This is a genomic window from Nocardia terpenica, from assembly GCF_013186535.1.
GTDB lineage: Bacteria > Actinomycetota > Actinomycetes > Mycobacteriales > Mycobacteriaceae > Nocardia > Nocardia terpenica.
This window is the reverse complement of the sequence record NZ_JABMCZ010000002.1, coordinates 525,128-541,733: the sequence shown is the minus strand read 5'-3', so window position 1 is coordinate 541,733 and position 16,606 is coordinate 525,128. Positions and strand designations below refer to the sequence as shown.

At 70.8% G+C, this 16,606-nt stretch carries 14 protein-coding genes; 8 read left to right on the top strand and 6 right to left on the bottom strand.

Annotated elements, in window-relative coordinates:
- Nucleotides 1-73 precede the first annotated feature (73 nt).
- Nucleotides 74-979 (top strand): ABC transporter permease, encoded by a 906-nt coding sequence (locus HPY32_RS13735; RefSeq protein WP_156674318.1) that lies wholly within the window; start codon nt 74-76, stop codon nt 977-979.
- Nucleotides 972-2,723 carry an ABC transporter ATP-binding protein gene (locus HPY32_RS13730; protein ID WP_067580898.1) on the top strand — a complete coding sequence of 584 codons (1,752 nt, stop codon included), beginning with the start codon at nt 972-974 and terminating at the stop codon, nt 2,721-2,723. Before HPY32_RS13735 ends, HPY32_RS13730 begins: the two co-directional genes overlap by 8 nt.
- 184 nt (nt 2,724-2,907) lie before the next feature.
- On the opposite strand, the gene HPY32_RS13725 is transcribed toward HPY32_RS13730, so the two are convergent.
- The gene (locus tag HPY32_RS13725; RefSeq protein ID WP_067580899.1) at nt 2,908-3,513 is read right to left on the bottom strand and encodes a TetR/AcrR family transcriptional regulator; all 606 of its coding nucleotides are present in this window, start codon (nt 3,511-3,513) and stop codon (nt 2,908-2,910) included.
- Complete coding sequence (locus HPY32_RS13720) at nt 3,500-4,366, bottom strand: alpha/beta fold hydrolase (RefSeq protein WP_067580900.1); 867 nt, start codon at nt 4,364-4,366, stop codon at nt 3,500-3,502. The genes HPY32_RS13725 and HPY32_RS13720 overlap by 14 nt, the downstream gene beginning before the upstream one ends.
- 159 nt (nt 4,367-4,525) lie before the next feature.
- Here HPY32_RS13720 and purM point away from each other — a divergent pair, with 159 nt between their 5' ends.
- Nucleotides 4,526-5,650, top strand: coding sequence for a phosphoribosylformylglycinamidine cyclo-ligase (gene purM, locus HPY32_RS13715; RefSeq protein WP_216676114.1), 1,125 nt, complete (start codon nt 4,526-4,528; stop codon nt 5,648-5,650).
- Nucleotides 5,651-5,970: 320 nt separating this feature from the next.
- On the opposite strand, the gene HPY32_RS13710 is transcribed toward purM, so the two are convergent.
- The 4 genes from HPY32_RS13710 to ygfZ form a co-directional block, all read right to left on the bottom strand.
- Nucleotides 5,971-6,183, bottom strand: a complete 213-nt coding sequence (locus HPY32_RS13710) for a DUF3073 domain-containing protein (RefSeq protein WP_067580902.1) — start codon at nt 6,181-6,183, stop codon at nt 5,971-5,973.
- A gap of 175 nt (nt 6,184-6,358) precedes the next feature.
- Nucleotides 6,359-7,321 carry an asparaginase gene (locus tag HPY32_RS13705; protein ID WP_067580906.1) on the bottom strand — a complete coding sequence of 321 codons (963 nt, stop codon included), beginning with the start codon at nt 7,319-7,321 and terminating at the stop codon, nt 6,359-6,361.
- Nucleotides 7,318-8,049 (bottom strand): MOSC domain-containing protein, encoded by a 732-nt coding sequence (locus tag HPY32_RS13700; protein WP_082870804.1) that lies wholly within the window; start codon nt 8,047-8,049, stop codon nt 7,318-7,320. Before HPY32_RS13700 ends, HPY32_RS13705 begins: the two co-directional genes overlap by 4 nt.
- Complete coding sequence (gene ygfZ / locus HPY32_RS13695) at nt 8,046-9,158, bottom strand: CAF17-like 4Fe-4S cluster assembly/insertion protein YgfZ (RefSeq protein ID WP_067585179.1); 1,113 nt, start codon at nt 9,156-9,158, stop codon at nt 8,046-8,048. The genes HPY32_RS13700 and ygfZ overlap by 4 nt, the downstream gene beginning before the upstream one ends.
- 160 nt (nt 9,159-9,318) lie before the next feature.
- Between ygfZ and HPY32_RS13690 the strand changes: the two genes are divergently transcribed.
- From HPY32_RS13690 to HPY32_RS13670, 5 genes are all read left to right on the top strand, one after another.
- The gene (locus HPY32_RS13690) at nt 9,319-10,230 is read left to right on the top strand and encodes an aminodeoxychorismate lyase (RefSeq protein ID WP_067580907.1); all 912 of its coding nucleotides are present in this window, start codon (nt 9,319-9,321) and stop codon (nt 10,228-10,230) included.
- Between the two features lie 185 nt (nt 10,231-10,415).
- On the top strand, nt 10,416-11,861 hold the full coding sequence (locus HPY32_RS13685) for a cytochrome ubiquinol oxidase subunit I (RefSeq protein WP_067585182.1): 1,446 nt from the start codon (nt 10,416-10,418) through the stop codon (nt 11,859-11,861).
- A gap of 9 nt (nt 11,862-11,870) precedes the next feature.
- Nucleotides 11,871-12,932, top strand: coding sequence for a cytochrome d ubiquinol oxidase subunit II (cydB, locus tag HPY32_RS13680; protein WP_067580909.1), 1,062 nt, complete (start codon nt 11,871-11,873; stop codon nt 12,930-12,932).
- 3 nt (nt 12,933-12,935) lie between these two features.
- A complete protein-coding gene (cydD, locus tag HPY32_RS13675) occupies nt 12,936-14,747 on the top strand; it encodes a thiol reductant ABC exporter subunit CydD (RefSeq protein ID WP_067580911.1) in 1,812 nt (603 codons plus the stop codon).
- Nucleotides 14,744-16,420, top strand: coding sequence for an ATP-binding cassette domain-containing protein (locus HPY32_RS13670; RefSeq protein WP_067580913.1), 1,677 nt, complete (start codon nt 14,744-14,746; stop codon nt 16,418-16,420). Before cydD ends, HPY32_RS13670 begins: the two co-directional genes overlap by 4 nt.
- Nucleotides 16,421-16,606 lie beyond the last annotated feature (186 nt).

Sequence of the window (16,606 nt, the reverse complement as noted above, 5' to 3'; positions counted from 1 at the left end):
CGAACTGCTGGCGGAACCGGTTCTCATTCCGCCGGTGCCGCGCAAGGGAATTCCCGGTCTGCGGATCCTGTCGATGACCTCGGGGCTGCAGCGCGTGACGCTGATCCTGGGGCTGGCGCTGGTCGCGCTGTTCGTGATCGTGGCGCTGTTCGCGCCGTTGCTCGCGCCGTACGGCTTCGCCCAGATCTCCGATCACGGAACCGATTTCGTGCGGCAGCAGGCGCCCTCGGCGCAGCACTGGTTCGGCACCTCGGTGCGCGGGGAGGACGTGTTCTCCCGGGTGCTGTACGGCGCCCGGACCGCGCTGATCGTCATCGCGATCTCGCTGGTGCTGTCGCTGTGCATCGGTGTGCCACTGGGTTTGGTGTCCGGCTACATCGGGCGCTGGGTGGACCGGGTGCTGGTGTTGTTCATGGACGCCATGTACGCGTTCCCGACGCTGCTGCTGGCGATCGTGGTCTCGATCGTGGTGGCGGGCGGTAATTCGTCGAGCTTCGGCGGTGTGCTGTCGGCGGCGGTGGCGATCACGGTCATCTATGTGCCGCAGTACTTCCGGGTGGTGCGCAATGCCACCGTGGCGGTGAAGACCGAGCCCTATGTCGACGCCGCCCGGGTGACCGGGGCGCCGATCGGGCGCATCCTGTTCCGGCACGTGTTCCCCAATGTCACCCAGTCGCTGCCGGTGATCATCACGCTCAACGGCTCGGAGGCGATCCTGACCCTGGCGGCCCTGGGCTTCCTGGGGTACGGCATCGAGCCGACCCAGGCCGCCGAGTGGGGGTACGACCTGAACAAGGCGCTGGCCGACGTGTCCAACGGAATCTGGTGGACGGGCGTATTCCCCGGTGTCGCCATCGTTCTCGTGGTGCTCGGCATGACGCTGGTGGGCGAGAGCCTCAACGAGGTGCTCAATCCGCTGCTGCGGACCCGCCGCACCGCCGCCGTCGCCGCGCCGAGCCAGGAGTCCGCCGATGATTGAGACCGTGGAACGTACGCCCGCCCTCTCCATCGAGTCGCTGTCGGTCACCTTCGCCACCGACGCCGGTGCGGTGAACGCCGTCTGCGACGTGTCCTACGAGGTGTTCCCCGGCGAGGTGCTGGCCATCGTCGGCGAATCCGGGTCCGGCAAGTCGGTGAGCTCGCGCACCGCGATCGGCCTGCTGCCCGGGACCGCGCGGGTGCGCGGCCTGGTCACGGTGGGTTCGGACACCATCACCTCGATGTCGGAGAAGCAGCTCACCGCGCTGCGCGGCGGGGCGATCTCGATGGTGTTCCAGGAGCCGGGCGCCGCCCTGGACCCGCTGTTCACCGTCGGCTTCCAGATCATGGAAGCGCTACGCGCGCATGCGGATATCGGCCGCAAGGCCGCCAAGGCGCGGGCGATCGAACTGCTGCGCATGGTCGGGCTGCCCGATCCGGAGCATCGCGTCGACTTCTATCCGCATCAGCTGTCCGGCGGGCAGAAGCAGCGGGTGATGATCGCCATTGCCATCGCCTGCGAGCCCACGGTGATCATCGCCGACGAACCGACCACGGCGCTGGATGTCACCGTGCAGGCCGAGATCCTGGAGCTGCTGCGGGATCTGCGCGACCGGCTCGGCAGCGCCATCGTGCTGATCACCCACAATATGGGCGTGGTCGCCGACCTCGCCGATCGCGTGGTGGTGATGCGGTCGGGCCGGGTCGTCGAAACCGCGCCCGTGGACGAGCTTTTCGCGAATCCACGCGAGGAGTACACCCGCGACCTGCTCGCCGCGGTGCCGCACCTGGGTGCGGGCCTGGCCCCGGCGTCCGGTGCGGTGTCACCGGTCGCGCCGCAACCGGACGCGGGTGGCGGGACGGTCACGATGGAACGCCCGGCGGGGGAGTTGCCCGCGGTGGCCGCGGCCGAGACCGTGCTCAAGGTGACGGATCTGGTCGTGGAATTCCCGGGCGCGCTGGGCCGTCCGGCCTTCCGCGCGGTGGACGAGGTGTCGCTGACCATCGGCCGCGGCGAAACCCTGGGCCTGGTCGGCGAATCCGGCTCCGGCAAGAGCACGATCGGCCGCTGCGTGGCCGCGCTGCAACGGCCCACCGCGGGCCGGATCCGGGTGCTGGGCGAGGAGGTCACCGGGCTGTCGGAGCGGCGGCTGCGGCCGATGCGCAAGCGGCTCGGATTCGTCTTCCAGGACCCCGCCACCTCGCTGAACCCGCGGCTCACCGTCGGGCAGTGCGTGGCCGAGCCGCTGGTCGTGCACCGCGCCGCCACCGGTTCGGCACTGCGCGAACGGGTTCGGCGCCTGCTGGACGACGTGCAACTGGCCGCGGGCACCGAGAACCGCTACCCGCACGAGCTCTCGGGCGGCCAGCGGCAGCGGGCCAGCCTGGCGCGGGCGCTGGTGCTGAATCCGGATTTGCTCATCGCCGACGAACCGACCAGCGCGCTGGATGTGTCGGTGCAGGCGACGGTGCTGGAGATCTTCGCCGGGCTGCAGCGCGAGTTCGGCTGGGCGTGCCTGTTCATCAGTCACGACCTGGCCGTGGTCGATCAGCTCGCGGCCCGGATCGCGGTGCTGCGCAACGGTTCCGTGGTCGAGCAGGGCACCCGCGACGAGATCCTGCGCCACCCCACGCAGGAGTACACCCAGCGCCTGGTGGCCGCGGTTCCGGTGCCGGACCCGGTCGAACAGCGGCGACGTCGCGCGGCGTCGGCGGCGCTGTTCGCCACGGACCACAGCGAATAGCCGAGCGGGTTGCGCACTCCCGCACCGCCGTCGAATTCGGCAGCGGCGCGGGGCAACCCCCTCCCAGGTGGACATCCGGTCGACCGCTGGTGCCGGACGGTGGACGACCGGGTGTTCGCCGCAGGTGGGCACCCGGTCGACGCCCGAACGGCGGTCGGCCGGGTGCTCCCGTGTCCGCGCCGCGTCAGGGCACGTGCAGCATGCCGCCGACCAGCAGCAGCATGCTCTGTTCCACCTCGGCGCGCGCCTGTTCCGGATCCTCGGCGTGCGCCACGATCATGCCCCCCTCGGTGACGGCGCTCAGGATGAGCTGGGCCAGCACCCGCACCGGCGCCCGCACCACCACTCCGGCGTCGACGGCCTGCTGGACCAGATCGATGATCATGCCGAGGCCGTGCCGGGCCTCCATCTCGCGCCAGCTCTGCCAGCCCAGCACGGCCGGTCCGTCCGACATGGCGATGCGCACCGTCTCGGGGCGCAGGTTGATCTCCAGGAAGGTGCGCAGGCCGACGGCCATCGCCGCGAGCAGATCCGTGGTGTCCGGCAGCGCGTCGACCGCCGCGGCGACCTCGGCGGTGTTCTCGGCCTCCAGCCGCTCGAGCACCGCGACGAACAGGCCGCGCTTGTCGCCGTAGTGATGGTGCAGCGCGCCGCGGGTGACGCCCGCCGCGCTCACGATCTGCTCGGCCGACACCCCGGAGTAACCGTGCTCGGCGAACAGCCGCCGCCCGGCCTGCTCCAGCGCGGCCCGGGTACTGCGGGAGCGATCCTCCTGACTACGGCGTGGCATGCAGCCGAGTGAACTCCACGATCAACTCGGTGAGCAACTCCGGCTGGTCCTCGGACACGAAGGTGTAGGAGTCGTCGATCAGCCGCAGGGTGGCGTTGGGCAGGTCGCGGGCCAGCCGCTCGGCGAAGGAGACCCGGAACGCCTTGTCCTCGCGCGCCCAGGCCAGCAGCACCGGCAGCTCGAGGTCGGCGAAATGCTCGGCCGCGGCGAGGGTGTAGCGCTTGTGCACCCCGCGCAGGAACCGTGTCAGGTCGGCGCGCACGGCCGCGGAGGTGTGCGCGGGCAGCAGATAGGAGTCGGCGATCTCCGGCGGCACCGGGCGCTTGGTCACCAGGCCGAAGGCGAGCGGCAGCCGCTGGGCGGGCCGGAACCGCATGAGCGCCAGCATGACCCGAATCAGTCCGGGGATCGCCGCCAGCCGGGGGAGCGGGGTGAACGGCTGGGGAAAGAACTCGTCGTAGGCGTCGCAGTCGGTGAGCACCACCCGGCCGACGCGGGACCGGTTGCGGGTCAACAGGATCTGCGTGAGGGCCCCGCCGGTGTCGTTGGCCACCAGCGTGACGTCGCGCAGCTCGAGCCGCTCCAGGAAGGCCGCGATCAGATCCGCCGCCCCGGTCGGCGACAGGTCCGCGTCCGGCACGGGAAGCGAATGAGCGCCGAGGGGCCAGTCGGGGGCGAGGCAGCGATGCCCGGCGGCGGCCACGCCCGGCACCACCTTGCGCCACAGATCGGCATTGACGAGCAGTCCGTGCACGAACACCACGGGCGCACCGGATCCGGTGTCGTGGTAGCGGATGCGTCCGCCGGGCAGGTCCACCTGCGAGACGGGACCGAGTGCGCTGCTGATTCCCATAACTGCCTCCGGGAGACGAGGTCGATGTGGGGCACAGATTTACATACATACGGTATGTACGTCAATACTTCGATCCCATACGGGTGCACCGTCGTTACCGGACTCCGGTAGCGTGATCAGGCATCTATCCGCCGATTCGGTTTGGAGCTTTCCCCGAAAATGACTGAGCAGACCCCGAGTGGTGCCGGTGTGGACAGCGCGGGCGGCGCGGGCGACGAGCCTCGCTCCGCCGCCGCCTCGTACGCGGCGGCCGGTGTCGACATCGAAGCCGGCGACCGCGCAGTCGAGCTGTACGCGCCCCTGGCCAAGAAGGCCACCAGGCCCGAGGTGCAGGGCGGTCTCGGCGGTTTCGCCGGGCTCTTCGCGCTCAAGGGCGGTTATCGCGAGCCCCTGCTCGCCGCCTCCACCGACGGGGTGGGCACCAAGATCGCGGTCGCGCAGGCGATGGACAAGCACGACACCGTGGGTCTGGACCTGGTCGCCATGGTCGTCGACGACCTGGTGGTGTCCGGCGCGGAGCCGCTGTTCCTGCAGGACTACATCGCCGTGGGCAAGGTGGTCCCGGAGCGGATGGCGCAGATCGTCGCGGGCATCGCCGACGGCTGTGTGAAGGCCGGTTGCGCGCTGCTCGGCGGCGAGACGGCCGAGCACCCCGGCCTGATGGGTCCCGACGACTACGACATCTCGGCCACCGGCGTCGGTGTCGTCGAGGCCGACGCCGTGCTCGGCCCGGACCGTGTCCGCCCCGGCGACGTGGTCATCGCCATGGGCTCGTCGGGCCTGCACTCCAACGGCTACAGCCTCGCCCGGCACGTGTTGCTCGAGATCGATCGGATGTCGCTGAGCGGGCACGTCGAGGAGTTCGGCCGCACCCTCGGCGAGGAACTGCTCGAGCCCACCCGCATCTATGCCAAGGACTGCCTGGCCCTGGTCGCCGAGACCGACGTGCGGACCTTCGCGCACGTGACCGGCGGCGGCCTGGCCAACAACCTGGCCCGGGTGCTGCCCGCGGGCCTGGTGGCCGAGCTCGACCGGGGCACCTGGAATCCCGCACCGGTGTTCAAGATGATCGCCCAGCGCGGCCGCGTGGAGCGGCCCGAGATGGAGAAGACCTTCAACATGGGCGTCGGCATGGTCGCCATCGTCGCGCCCGAGGACGCCGACCGCGCGCTGGCCGTACTCACCGCCCGCCACATCGACTGCTGGACCCTCGGCACCGTCAAGAAGGCCAAGGACCCCGAGGCAACCCGCGTCGCCCTCGTAGGCGAGCACCCGCGCTTCTGAGTCTTTGCGCCCCTTCGGGTTGCGGCCTCGTGACCCCGTCGTTCGGCGCCCGATGCTGGCTCCTTCGTCGCTTCGCCTCGGGCGCCGAACGACGGGGCGGCCGCAACCCGAAGGGGCGGGGCGAAACCCGTTCGCGGACAGCAAAAGCACCGGTGTCCCGACCGCTCGTCATCTCGGTCGAGATGACGAAGGGCGTCGGGAACCGGTGCGGCAAGCTCTCAGCCGGTGGTGTGCAGACGTCCGGCGAATGACATCCGTAACCGCGTCGACGTGCGAAGGGGGAGGCCCGTCAGGCCTCCCCCTTCGCACGTCGATCCGAGTCAGCGGCGCCAGTCGTCGTGGTCTTCGTCTTCCTCCCAGCGCGACCGCGAGTCGTTCGCGTCGTGCTCGTCGGAAAGCACACCACTCCGCTGCGAGTTGTGGGAGCTCCCCGACAGCTCGCGCTGAAGGCTCGCGAAGTCGGTCGATGGCGAGCTGTACTTGAGCTCCCGTGCGACCTTGGTCTGCTTTGCCTTAGCCCGGCCACGGCCCATGGCTGACCCCCTCGCGTCACTGCGGGGCGGCCTGGGGTGGTTTGGCGGCCCCGTTCGAATTAATACTCTTCCTGACAGACACTTTAGCGTGTGTCCGGCGGTCGCGCTTCCAGGAGTGGGGGATGACTCCGGAACCGGTCGAGTTTGCCCGGTTGTCGCCTCCGGGCCGAGACACCTAGAGCACGCCGGGAATTGCGCGGATTATCCCCACTCTGGCGCCGCCGCCGAGCACCGCCGGGGTGCCGAGTTCGGCGTGCGCGTCGGTCCATGCGACACCCATGCGCTGGAGAATCGCCTGCGTCAACGGCATGCGTGCGCGGTCGTGACCGTCATCGATCTTGTAGGCGAACGCGCGGCCGTCCGGGAGGGCGCCCGCGTGCACGCCGTCGGCGCCGATCTTGCACACCAGGCCGGGAGTTGCCTGCATGGTGAGCAGGTCCGAGCCGTCCGTGCCGGAAATCACTCGCGGGTGGCTGCGCATGGCGTCGGCGACTCGCCGCTCGGGTGTGCCGGGCGCCGACGTGGCGAATATCGCATACGCGCGAGCGAGATTCACCAGCGACACCGGCACGATCGGCAGGCCGCAGCCGTCGATGCCGAGGTCGGTCTCCGGCTCGCCGGTGATGTCGGCGATGGTCGCGGCCACCGCGCGCTGCAGCGGATGCGCGGCGTCGAGGTATCCGGTGGTCGGCCAGTCGTTGATCGCGCAGGTGGCGAGCATCGCGGCGTGCTTGCCGGAGCAGTTCATATAGATGCGACGCACGGCCTTGTCCCGGTCGCGCCCGGCCAGCGCCTCGGCGCGGGCGGCCTCCGACGACGGCAGGTCCGGCGGGCAGGCCAGCTGGTCCTCGGTGAATCCGAAGCGGTCCAGCAGGCGCTGCACCAGCGCCACGTGCTCGGGCTCGCCGAAGTGCGAGGCGGTGGCGATGGCCAGCTCGGCGTCGTCGACGGGGTCGAAGCCGTTGCGCAGCAGCGTGATCGCCTGCATCGGCTTGTTGGTCGAGCGCGGGAAGATGGGCAGGTGGACCTCGCCGAGCTGCACGGTCGGCTCGCCGTCGGGGTCCAGGATCACCACCGAGCCGCGGTGCACGCACTCGCGGAACCCCGATCGGACCACCTCGACCAGTTCGACACTCACCTTCGACCCTTCCCTACCGTTGATTCCCCGTCCGCGGGAATCGCGACCGTATCAGGCGTGAGCGTACGTGCCCGGCGCGCGTGCCGGGCCACCTGCATGCGGACGTCGTCGGAGACGGTGGGTTCGCTCGCCAGCAGCAGTTGCAGCCGTTCGGGATCCGTCCCGGCGAACAGCTCGCGCACGGTCACCCCGTGCTCGGGGACGTAGGTCACCCGCACCTCGTCGCCCGCGCCGATCGTGCCCTCGGTCAGCACGCGCAGGTAGGCGCCGGTGTCGGAGCGCAGCGTGAAACGCTTGACCCACTGCCGCTCTCCGCTCCAGTGCTGGAAGGTGGAGCACGGCACCCGCGGCGCGCTCACCTCCAGCACGGTGTCGCCGACCGACCAGCGCTCGCCGAGCACCGCATCACTCACCGCAAGCCCGGCGATGCGCAGGTTCTCGCCGAACCAGCCCGCGGGCAGGTCGCGGCGCAACTCGTCGCCCCAGCGCCGCGCGTCCTCCTCGGCGTAGGCGTAGACGGCCTGGTGCACACCGCCGTGATTGACGGTGTCGCAGACGTGGTCGCCGTCGAGTCCGAGGCCGCGCACCGGAACCCGGTGCGGCACCGGGCGTTTGTCGATCGCGGTGCGGCCGACCCGGCTCACCCTGGGCGGCATCTCGAGCTCGGCGTGGACGACGCACACCGCGAGCACGCGGCCGACCGCGCCCGCCGGTGCGGCCGGGATCATCGCCCGCGCAATCGATCGACCGCGACCCGGCCCGCCTGGGGCTCGTCGTCGGCGGGCATCGATTCCGGGTCGATGGCCGCGGCCATCGACCCGGCCGCCAGCGCGGTGTCCGCCGGGATCGTGCGTTTGATCAAAGCCAGTGCGATGGGGCCCAATTCGTAGTGGTCGACGATGGTGCCGAGTCGACCCACCGCGCGCCCCCCGGCGGTGACCGGGTCGCCGGTGACCGGGCGGCTGTCGGCCGATCCGTCCAGGTGCAGCAGCACCAGGTGGCGGGGCGGCTTGCCGAGATTGTGCACCCGGGCCACGGTCTCCTGGCCGCGGTAGCAGCCCTTGTCCAGGTGCACCGCACCGTGTTCGGCGATGCCGCCGATCCAGCGCGCCTCGTGCGGGATGGTCCGGTCGTCGGTGTCGACGCCCAGGCGCGGGCGCAGCGCGGCCACCCGCAGCGCCTCGAACGCCCACAGCCCCGCCGGTTCGGCCCCTGCCTCGGTGAGCCGCGACCACCACCGCGACAGCTCGGCGCGCGGAACCAGCAGATCGTAGGAATCCTCGGTGGGCCAGGGCATTCGGCGCAGGAAGCCGCCGCCGGACAGCGGCGCGACCTCGTACACCCCGGGCAGTTGCTCGACGCCCAGCGCCCCGGTCAGCTCGCGCACCCGCGGGCCGAGCAGGCTCAGCACCGCGTAATCGGCGGGCTCGGGCTTGGCGTCGGCCCAGAAGACCATCTTCTGCAGGAAGCCCAGCAGGTCGGGGCCGCGCTCGCCCTCGGTGTCGACCCACAGCGTGCCGTCCAGATCGCTGAGCACGAAGTGGTGCAGCACCCGACCGTTGAGATCCAGGTCCAGGTTCTCCGCGGACCGCCGGTCGCCCAGCGCCGCGATGTGCTGGCTGGACACGGTGTGCAGCCAGGTCAGGCGCTCGGCGCCGGTGATGGTGAAGACGAAACGATGCGAGCGATCCACCACGGCGACGCGCTGCGCCGCGGCCCGCTGTTCCCCGAACGGATCTCCGTAGTGCCACGCCACCGCGGCATCGGGACCCTCCGGCAGGCCCGGGACGGCCCCCGGAGCGGTGAGCAACGGGCTGGGCGTTGAAACCACGGACACGTCTCCACTGTATAGGCCGCGCTTCTCGGGCAGCTTCCCGTCGCCGTCGGCGGGCCCCGCCGGGGTCGATACATACCGGAGTGTCGGTCCCAACCGGGGGTTATGTACCTCGAGTCCGGTACCCCCGCCAAGAACGGCCGACTCGCCTAGGCTTCCACGCATGGTGGATCGTGTTCTGGTGACACTCGACGGCGCAGTTCAGGACCCCGACGCGCCGTTGCTCTATGCGGACGACATCGGCGCGCTGCGCGGCGACGGCATCTTCGAAACGGCGCTGGTGCGCGACGGCAAGGCGTGCGCGCTCGAACTGCATCTGGCTCGGCTGCGTCGCTCGGCCGAGGCGCTCGATCTGCCGGAACCCGATACGGGGCAGTGGCGCTCCGCGGTGGAGACCGCGGTCAAGGAGTGGGGCGCCGAGCGCGAGGGCATGCTGCGGCTCATCCTCACCCGCGGCCGCGACGGGCACGCCGCCGTGCGCGCCGGCGGCGGCGAATTATCCGGTCCGGCATCGGATGTCACCGGATACGTGCTGGTGATGCCGGTGGCCGAGCGGGTGGCCCGGGCGCGCGCCGAGGGCGTCTCGGTGATCACCCTGACCCGCGGCATCTCGGTCGACCTGGCGCAGAGCGCGCCCTGGCTGCTGCTGGGCGCCAAGACCCTGTCCTATGCCACCAATATGGCCGCGCTGCGGTTCGCGGCCCGGATGAACGCCGACGACGTGATCTTCACCAGCACCGAGCATCGGGTGCTGGAGGGGCCGCGCTCGTCGGTGGTGGTGCAGCGGGACAGGCAGCTGATCACCCCGCCCGCGCGCAACGGTGTGCTGCCGGGCATCACCCAGCGCGCGCTGTTCGCGGAGGCGGAGAAGGCCGGCTGGGACTGTCGCTACGAGTCGCTGTTCACCGCGGATCTCATTACGGCGGACAGTGTCTGGCTGGTCTCGAGCGTCACGCTGGCCGCCCGGGTGGCGTCGCTGGACGGGCTGCGCATGTCGGCGCCGGACTGCGCGCCGGAGATCGTCGAACTCGTGGATCGCGGCATCGCGCGGGCGTGGAGCCTCGGCGATTGGTGACGGCAAACACGTTCGTCGACCGCAATATGTCGAAAGGGCACAGGAAAACCACTATCCGACAGCAAAAGTCCCGGAGTGTCGTGGCCTAGGACTCATTGATCGAGCGAACCTCCGGCGTAACGTGTACTACGACATGTCGTAGATCGGCGGGAGGCCGTAATGGGCAAGTGCAGCGAGGCACGGGCATGAACGTCGTCGACGTATCCCGATGGCAGTTCGGTATCACCACCGTCTACCACTTCCTCTTCGTGCCGCTCACCATCGGCCTCGCGCCGCTGGTCGCCGGCATGCAGACCGCCTGGGTCATCACCGGGAAGGAGGTCTGGTACCGGCTGACGAAGTTCTTCGGCAAGCTGTTCATGATCAATTTCGCGCTCGGCGTCGCCACCGGCATCGTGCAGGAATTCCAGTTCGGCATGAACTGGAGCGAATACTCCCGGTTCATCGGCGACGTCTTCGGCGCGCCGCTGGCCATGGAGGGTCTGGTCGCCTTCTTCATGGAGTCGACGTTCCTGGGGCTGTGGATCTTCGGCTGGACCCGGCTGCCGAAGCTGGTGCATCTGGCCACGATCTGGATGGTCGCCATCGGCGTGAACGCCTCCGCGTACTTCATCATCGCGGCCAATTCGTTCATGCAGCATCCGGTGGGCGCCACCTACAACCCGGCGACCCGGCGCGCCGAGCTGCACAGCATCGGCGACCTGCTCGGCAACAACACGGCGCTGGCGGCCTTCCCGCACGTGGTGGCCGGATCCTTCCTCACCGCAGGCACTTTCGTGGCGGGCATCGCGGGCTGGTGGATGGTGCGCAACGCGCGCCGGGACCGGCTCGAGGAGGCGCGCTCGGTGTGGCGCCCGGCCGGGCGGATGGGCATGTGGGTCATCGTGCTGTCGGGCGTGGCGCTGGTGCTGACCGGCGACGTCCAGGGCAAGCTGATGTTCAAGCAGCAGCCGATGAAGATGGCCTCGGCGGAATCGCTGTGCAACACCCAGGTCGATCCGGACTTCTCGGTGCTCACCGTCGGCACCCACAACAACTGCGACAGCGTCACCCACCTCATCGAGGTGCCGGGCGTGCTGTCGTTCCTGGCCGACGGCAAGTTCAGCGACGTGAAGCTCGACGGCGTGAAGGATCTGCAGGTCGCCTACAACCACAAGTACGGCGTCGGCGACTACCGGCCCAACCTGTTCGTCACCTACTGGACCTTCCGCGCGATGATCGGCTGGGCGATCGGGTCCGCGCTGATCGCGCTGGTCGGCTTCTGGGTGACGCGGCGCGGGCGGGTGCCCGACAAGCGCTGGTTCTCGTGGCTGAGCCTGCTGGTGATCCCGACCCCGTTCCTGGGCAACAGCGCCGGGTGGGTGTTCACCGAGATGGGCCGCCAGCCGTGGGTGGTCGCGCCCAATCCGACCGGCGATCCGAACATCCGAATGACGGTGCAGCAGGCGGTTTCCGGCAATACCGCGGGCACGGTGCTGTTCTCGCTGATCGTGTTCACGGCGCTGTACGGGGCGTTGGCGCTGGTCTGGTTCTTCCTCATGCGGCGCTACGTGATCGCCGGTCCGGAGGAACACGCGCCCGCCGCCGAGGCGGAAGGCGCTGCCGTCGAGAAGCTTTCGTTCGCCTACTGAGGAGCCGAGATGAGTCTGCCGGAATTCTGGTTCGTACTGATCGGGGTGCTGTTCACGGGCTACTTCGTGCTCGAGGGCTTCGACTTCGGCGTGGGCATGCTGATGCCGATCCTGGGCCGCGGCGACGAGACCCGAAAGCGCGTGGTGCTCAACACCATCGGGCCGGTGTGGGACGGCAACGAGGTGTGGCTGATCACCGGTGGCGGCGCCATGTTCGCCGCCTTCCCGGAGTGGTACGCCAGCCTGTTCTCCGGGTTCTACCTGGCGCTGCTGTTGATCCTGGTGGCGCTGATCGTGCGCGCCGTCGCCATCGAATACCGCGGCAAGATCAATGATCCGCGCTGGCGGCGGGGGTGCGACGCGGCCATTGTGTTCGGGTCCTGGGTGCCCGCGCTGGCGTGGGGCCTGGCCTTCGCCAACCTGGTGCACGGCGTGCGGCTGAACGCGCACAAGCAGGTCGAGGGTGGGCTGCTGCACCTGCTGGTGCCGTACGCGCTGCTCGGCGCGGTGGCGCTCACCCTGCTGTTCCTGCTGCACGGCGCGGTGTTCATCGGCCTGAAGACCGGCGGCGAGGTGCGCGCCAGGGCCGAGCGCATCGCCAAGCTGATCCTGGCGCCCACCGTCGCCGTGGTGGCGGCGTTCGGGCTGTGGACGCAGCTGGAGTACGGCAAGGGCTGGACCTGGATCGTGTTGGCGCTGGCGGTGATCGGGCTGCTGCTCGCCGGTGCCTCGGTGTACCGCGGCCGCGACGGCTGGGCGTTCACCGGCACCGCGCTCACCGTGGTGGCGGCCGTGGTGCTGCTGTTCGGGGCGCTGTTCCCGTATGTGATGCCCTCGACCCTCGATCCGGCGCTGGGGCTCAGCGTGGACGGTCGCATGGTCGACGGTCATCCCACCGTGAGCGCGACCTCCACGCACTACACGCTGGTGGTGATGAGCTGGGTGGCGGTGGTGCTGACCCCGCTCGTGGTGCTGTACCAGGGCTGGACGTACTGGGTGTTCCGCCAGCGCATCATCGTCGAGCAGATCCCCGCCCCGATCGGGCTGCCGCTGTCGCGGACCAGCGCCTGAGCCATGGCCAAGCCCGTCGACCCGCGCCTGTGGCGATACGCCCGATCGGCCCGCCGCTATCTCGGTGTGAGCGTGCTGCTCTCGCTGGTGATCACCGGCTGCATCGTGGTGGCGGCGCTGGCCGTGGCGCGGGTGCTGGCGGGGGTGATCACCGATCCGGGACGGCGCACCCTGGCCGCCTGGGCCGTGGAGCTGATCGTGTTCGGGGTCGCGATCTTGTGCCGGGCGGTGGCGACGTGGTGGCAGGCGCGGCTGGCGCACCGGGCCGGGGCGCAGGTGGTCGCGGAGCTGGAGTCGGCGGTGCTGGCGGCGGGCGCGCGGCTGCCGCCGCGCGAACTGGACACGCGCCGAACCGAATTGGCGGTCGTGGTCGGCAACGGCCTGAGCGGGCTGCGGGCCTATCTCACCGGCTATCTGCCCGCGCTGCTGCTGGCCTGCCTGGTGCCGCCGATCGTGTTGGGCGTCATCGCATTCCACGATCTCGTGGCGGGCGGCATCATTCTCGTGACCCTGCCGCTGATCCCGGTGTTCATGGTGCTGATCGGCCTCATGACGCAGGGCCGGGCGGCGGCCACCCTGGCGGCGGCCACCCGGCTGTCCGATCAGCTGCTCGACCTGTTCGCGGGCATGCCCACGCTGCGCGCGCTCGGTCGCGAATCCGGTGCCGCCGAGGGCGATTCGGCCCCGACCATGCGCCACCGGGTGCGCGATCTCGGCGCATCGCTGCATCGCCGCACGATGGCCGCGCTGCGCCTCGCCTTCCTGTCCTCCATGGTGCTGGAGATGCTCGCCACCCTGTGCGTCGCACTGGTCGCCGTCTCCATCGGCATGCGCCTGGTCTTCGGCCACATGAACCTCTACCCGGCCCTGCTGGGCCTCATCCTCGCCCCGGAGGTGTACCTCCCCCTGCGCGCCGTCGGCGAGCGCTTCCACGCCGCCCAGGACGGAATGGCCGCGGCGGACCGGGCTTTCGCGGTACTCGAGCCCGAATCCCCCCAGCCAGCCCCATCTTTGATCCCGGTACCCCCTCCGTCTTCGATCCCGGCACCCCCTGCGTCTTTGATCCCGGCACCCCCTGCGTCTTTGATCCCGGCATGCTTTTGGCCGGGATCTCCTACAGATTCCGGCCAAAAGCATGCCGGAATCTCAAACGGACACATCACGATTCGCGACCTGAGCATGCACTCCCGCGACGGCTTCGCCCCCTCCGGCCTGTCGGCCGACTTGCGCCCCGGCACGGTCACCGTGCTCACCGGCCCCAACGGATGCGGGAAATCCACGGCGCTACAGGCGATTCTCGGATTGGCGGCACCCGACGACGGCGAGGTGACCGTCGACGGTATCGCGGTCCCCGAACTCGATCCCGAGCAATGGTGGTCCCGGGTCGCCTGGCTGCCGCAGCGTCCCGTGCTACTGCCCGGCACACTGCGGGAGAACCTCGAACTGTTCGGCGCCCACGCGGATTCCGAATCGGCTGTCGAGGCGGCCTGCGCCGCAACCGGATTCGATACCGTCCTCGCCGAACTGCCCGACGGCTGGGACACCGTGGTCGGCCCCGGCGGCCTGGGCCTGTCCCTCGGTCAGCGCCAGCGCCTGGCGCTGACCCGCGTCCTCGCCGCCGATCGCCCCATCCTGCTGCTGGACGAACCCACCGCCCACCTCGACGATGCCGCCGAGGCCGCGGTCCTGGCCGCCCTGTCCGCGCGTGCCCGCGCCGGAGCGACGGTGGTCGTCGTCGGGCACCGGCCCTCGGTCCTGGCCGCCGCCGACCACCTCGTCGACGTGCGCGCTTCGGAAGGAGCATTGACGCGATGAGAAGCGCCGCAGCCGATTTCCGGCGCATGTGGGGCCTGCTGGAACTGCCGCGGTGGCGGGTGCTCGTCTCGGTGTGCTGGGGCACGGTGGCGCTGGGCAGCGGCCTGGGCCTGGCGGCGCTGGCGGCGTGGCTGATCGCGCGGGCCTGGCAGATGCCGCCGGTGCTGGATCTGAGCGTGGCCGTCGTCGCCGTTCGCGCCCTGGGCATTTCGCGGGGCCTGTTCCGCTACGTGGAGCGGCTGACGACCCACGACGTGGCGCTGCGGGCCATGACCGCCGCCCGGACGAGCGTCTACACGGCGCTGTCGCGCGCCGATATCTGGACCACCCGCCGCGCCGCCGAGACCGGCGACCCGCGGCCGCTGCGGCGCGGGGACCTGCTGACCCGGATCGGCAGCGATATCGACGAACTCGGCGCGGTCGTGGTGCGGGCCCTCGTCCCCATCGCGGTGGCGCTGGCGCTCTCGCTCGCGGCGGTCGCCCTGCTCGCCCCGATCTCGCTCGCCGCGGCGGCGGTGCTCGCGGTGGCGCTGGCCGTGGCGGGGATCGTCGCGCCGTGGCTGTCCGCGCGGGCGGCCCGGGAGGCCGAACTCGCGGTGCGCACCGACCGCGCCGAATTCACCTCGGCCGCGGTCACCGTGCTCGACCACGCCGCGGAACTGCGGGTGGCCGGACGGCTGGACCGGGCCCTGGCCACCGCCACCGCGGCGGGCCGCCGGGCCGTCGCGGCCGAGGACCGCGCCGCCTCGCACAGCGCCTGGGCCGCGGCCGCCACCCCCCTGTCCGTCGGCGCCAGCGTCCTGGGCGCGCTGCTGATCGGAATCCTGTTGTACGGCAGCGGGTCCGGGGCCCCCGCCGGGCCGCTGCAGCCCGCGCCGCCGGGCGCGATCACACCCACGGCGCTGTCGGTTCTGGTGTTGCTGCCGCTGTCCGCGTTCGAGGCCGTGGCGGTGCTCCCGGCCGCCGCCCAGTCCCTCACGAAAGGCCGTGCGGCCCTGCGCCGCATCGTCGCGGCCGAGCGCGGCGCCCCGGCGCGCCGTCCCGCGGCCGAGCTGCCCCGGCTGCCCGCGGGGCGGCGCATCGCCGTCGTCGGGCCGAGCGGGGCCGGGAAGACCACCCTGCTCATGACGTGGGCGGGCCTGTTCGACACCCCGCGTCCCGGGGTCACCTTCTTCGCCGAGGACGCCCATCTGTTCGGCACCACGGTGCTGGAGAACCTGCGGGTCGCGCGCGGCGACCTCACCGCCGCCGAGGCCGAGCACGCCCTGCGCGCGGTCGGTGCGGGACGGTGGCTGGACGGCCTCCCCGACGGCGTGCACACCGAACTGACCGGCGGCGCGGCCGCGGTCTCCGGCGGACAGCGCCGCCGCATCCTGCTGGCCCGCGCCCTCGTCTCCCCGGCCCGGGTGCTGCTGCTCGACGAGCCCACCGAACACCTGGAGGCCGCGACGGGCGCCGACCTGCTGCGCGCCCTGCTCGACCCCGGCGGCGGCCTCGTCGCCCCCGACCGCACCGTCGTGGTGGTCACCCACCAGCTGCCGCCGGACCACCGCGCCGACACCGTGGTCACCCTCGACGGCCGCGGCCACCTCACCATCACCCCGACTATCCCGGAAAACCAACCCCTGACCTGGTCGTTCGCTCTGCACGAAAATCCGTTGCCGACGGCCTGACCGCCCACTAGATTCGTGTGTACACGGGAAGGAGGTGGTTCAAAGAATGAGTATTCGAAGGACACGTGAGGTGGCTGTCAGCTAGCGCCACCGCTGTAACGGATTCCTGTTCGCGAGCGCGACGCTAATCCAAAGCAGCCACCCGGCCCCCGAGCCCCCGGTTAGTCCGACCGGGACCCGCGTGAG

Bases quoted from the DNA above. Each gene is read 5' to 3' on its own strand.
- cydB (WP_067580909.1), top strand. From the start codon at position 11,871: ATGAGTCTGCCGGAATTCTGGTTCGTACTGATCGGGGTGCTGTTCACG.
- HPY32_RS13710 (WP_067580902.1), bottom strand. From the start codon at position 6,183: ATGGGCCGTGGCCGGGCTAAGGCAAAGCAGACCAAGGTCGCACGGGAG.
- HPY32_RS13720 (WP_067580900.1), bottom strand. From the start codon at position 4,366: ATGGGAATCAGCAGCGCACTCGGTCCCGTCTCGCAGGTGGACCTGCCC.
- HPY32_RS13730 (WP_067580898.1), top strand. From the start codon at position 972: ATGATTGAGACCGTGGAACGTACGCCCGCCCTCTCCATCGAGTCGCTG.
- purM (WP_216676114.1), top strand. From the start codon at position 4,526: ATGACTGAGCAGACCCCGAGTGGTGCCGGTGTGGACAGCGCGGGCGGC.
- HPY32_RS13735 (WP_156674318.1), top strand. From the start codon at position 74: ATGACCTCGGGGCTGCAGCGCGTGACGCTGATCCTGGGGCTGGCGCTG.
- HPY32_RS13725 (WP_067580899.1), bottom strand. From the start codon at position 3,513: ATGCCACGCCGTAGTCAGGAGGATCGCTCCCGCAGTACCCGGGCCGCG.
- cydD (WP_067580911.1), top strand. From the start codon at position 12,936: ATGGCCAAGCCCGTCGACCCGCGCCTGTGGCGATACGCCCGATCGGCC.
- HPY32_RS13690 (WP_067580907.1), top strand. From the start codon at position 9,319: ATGGTGGATCGTGTTCTGGTGACACTCGACGGCGCAGTTCAGGACCCC.
- HPY32_RS13670 (WP_067580913.1), top strand. From the start codon at position 14,744: ATGAGAAGCGCCGCAGCCGATTTCCGGCGCATGTGGGGCCTGCTGGAA.
- HPY32_RS13700 (WP_082870804.1), bottom strand. From the start codon at position 8,049: ATGATCCCGGCCGCACCGGCGGGCGCGGTCGGCCGCGTGCTCGCGGTG.
- HPY32_RS13685 (WP_067585182.1), top strand. From the start codon at position 10,416: ATGAACGTCGTCGACGTATCCCGATGGCAGTTCGGTATCACCACCGTC.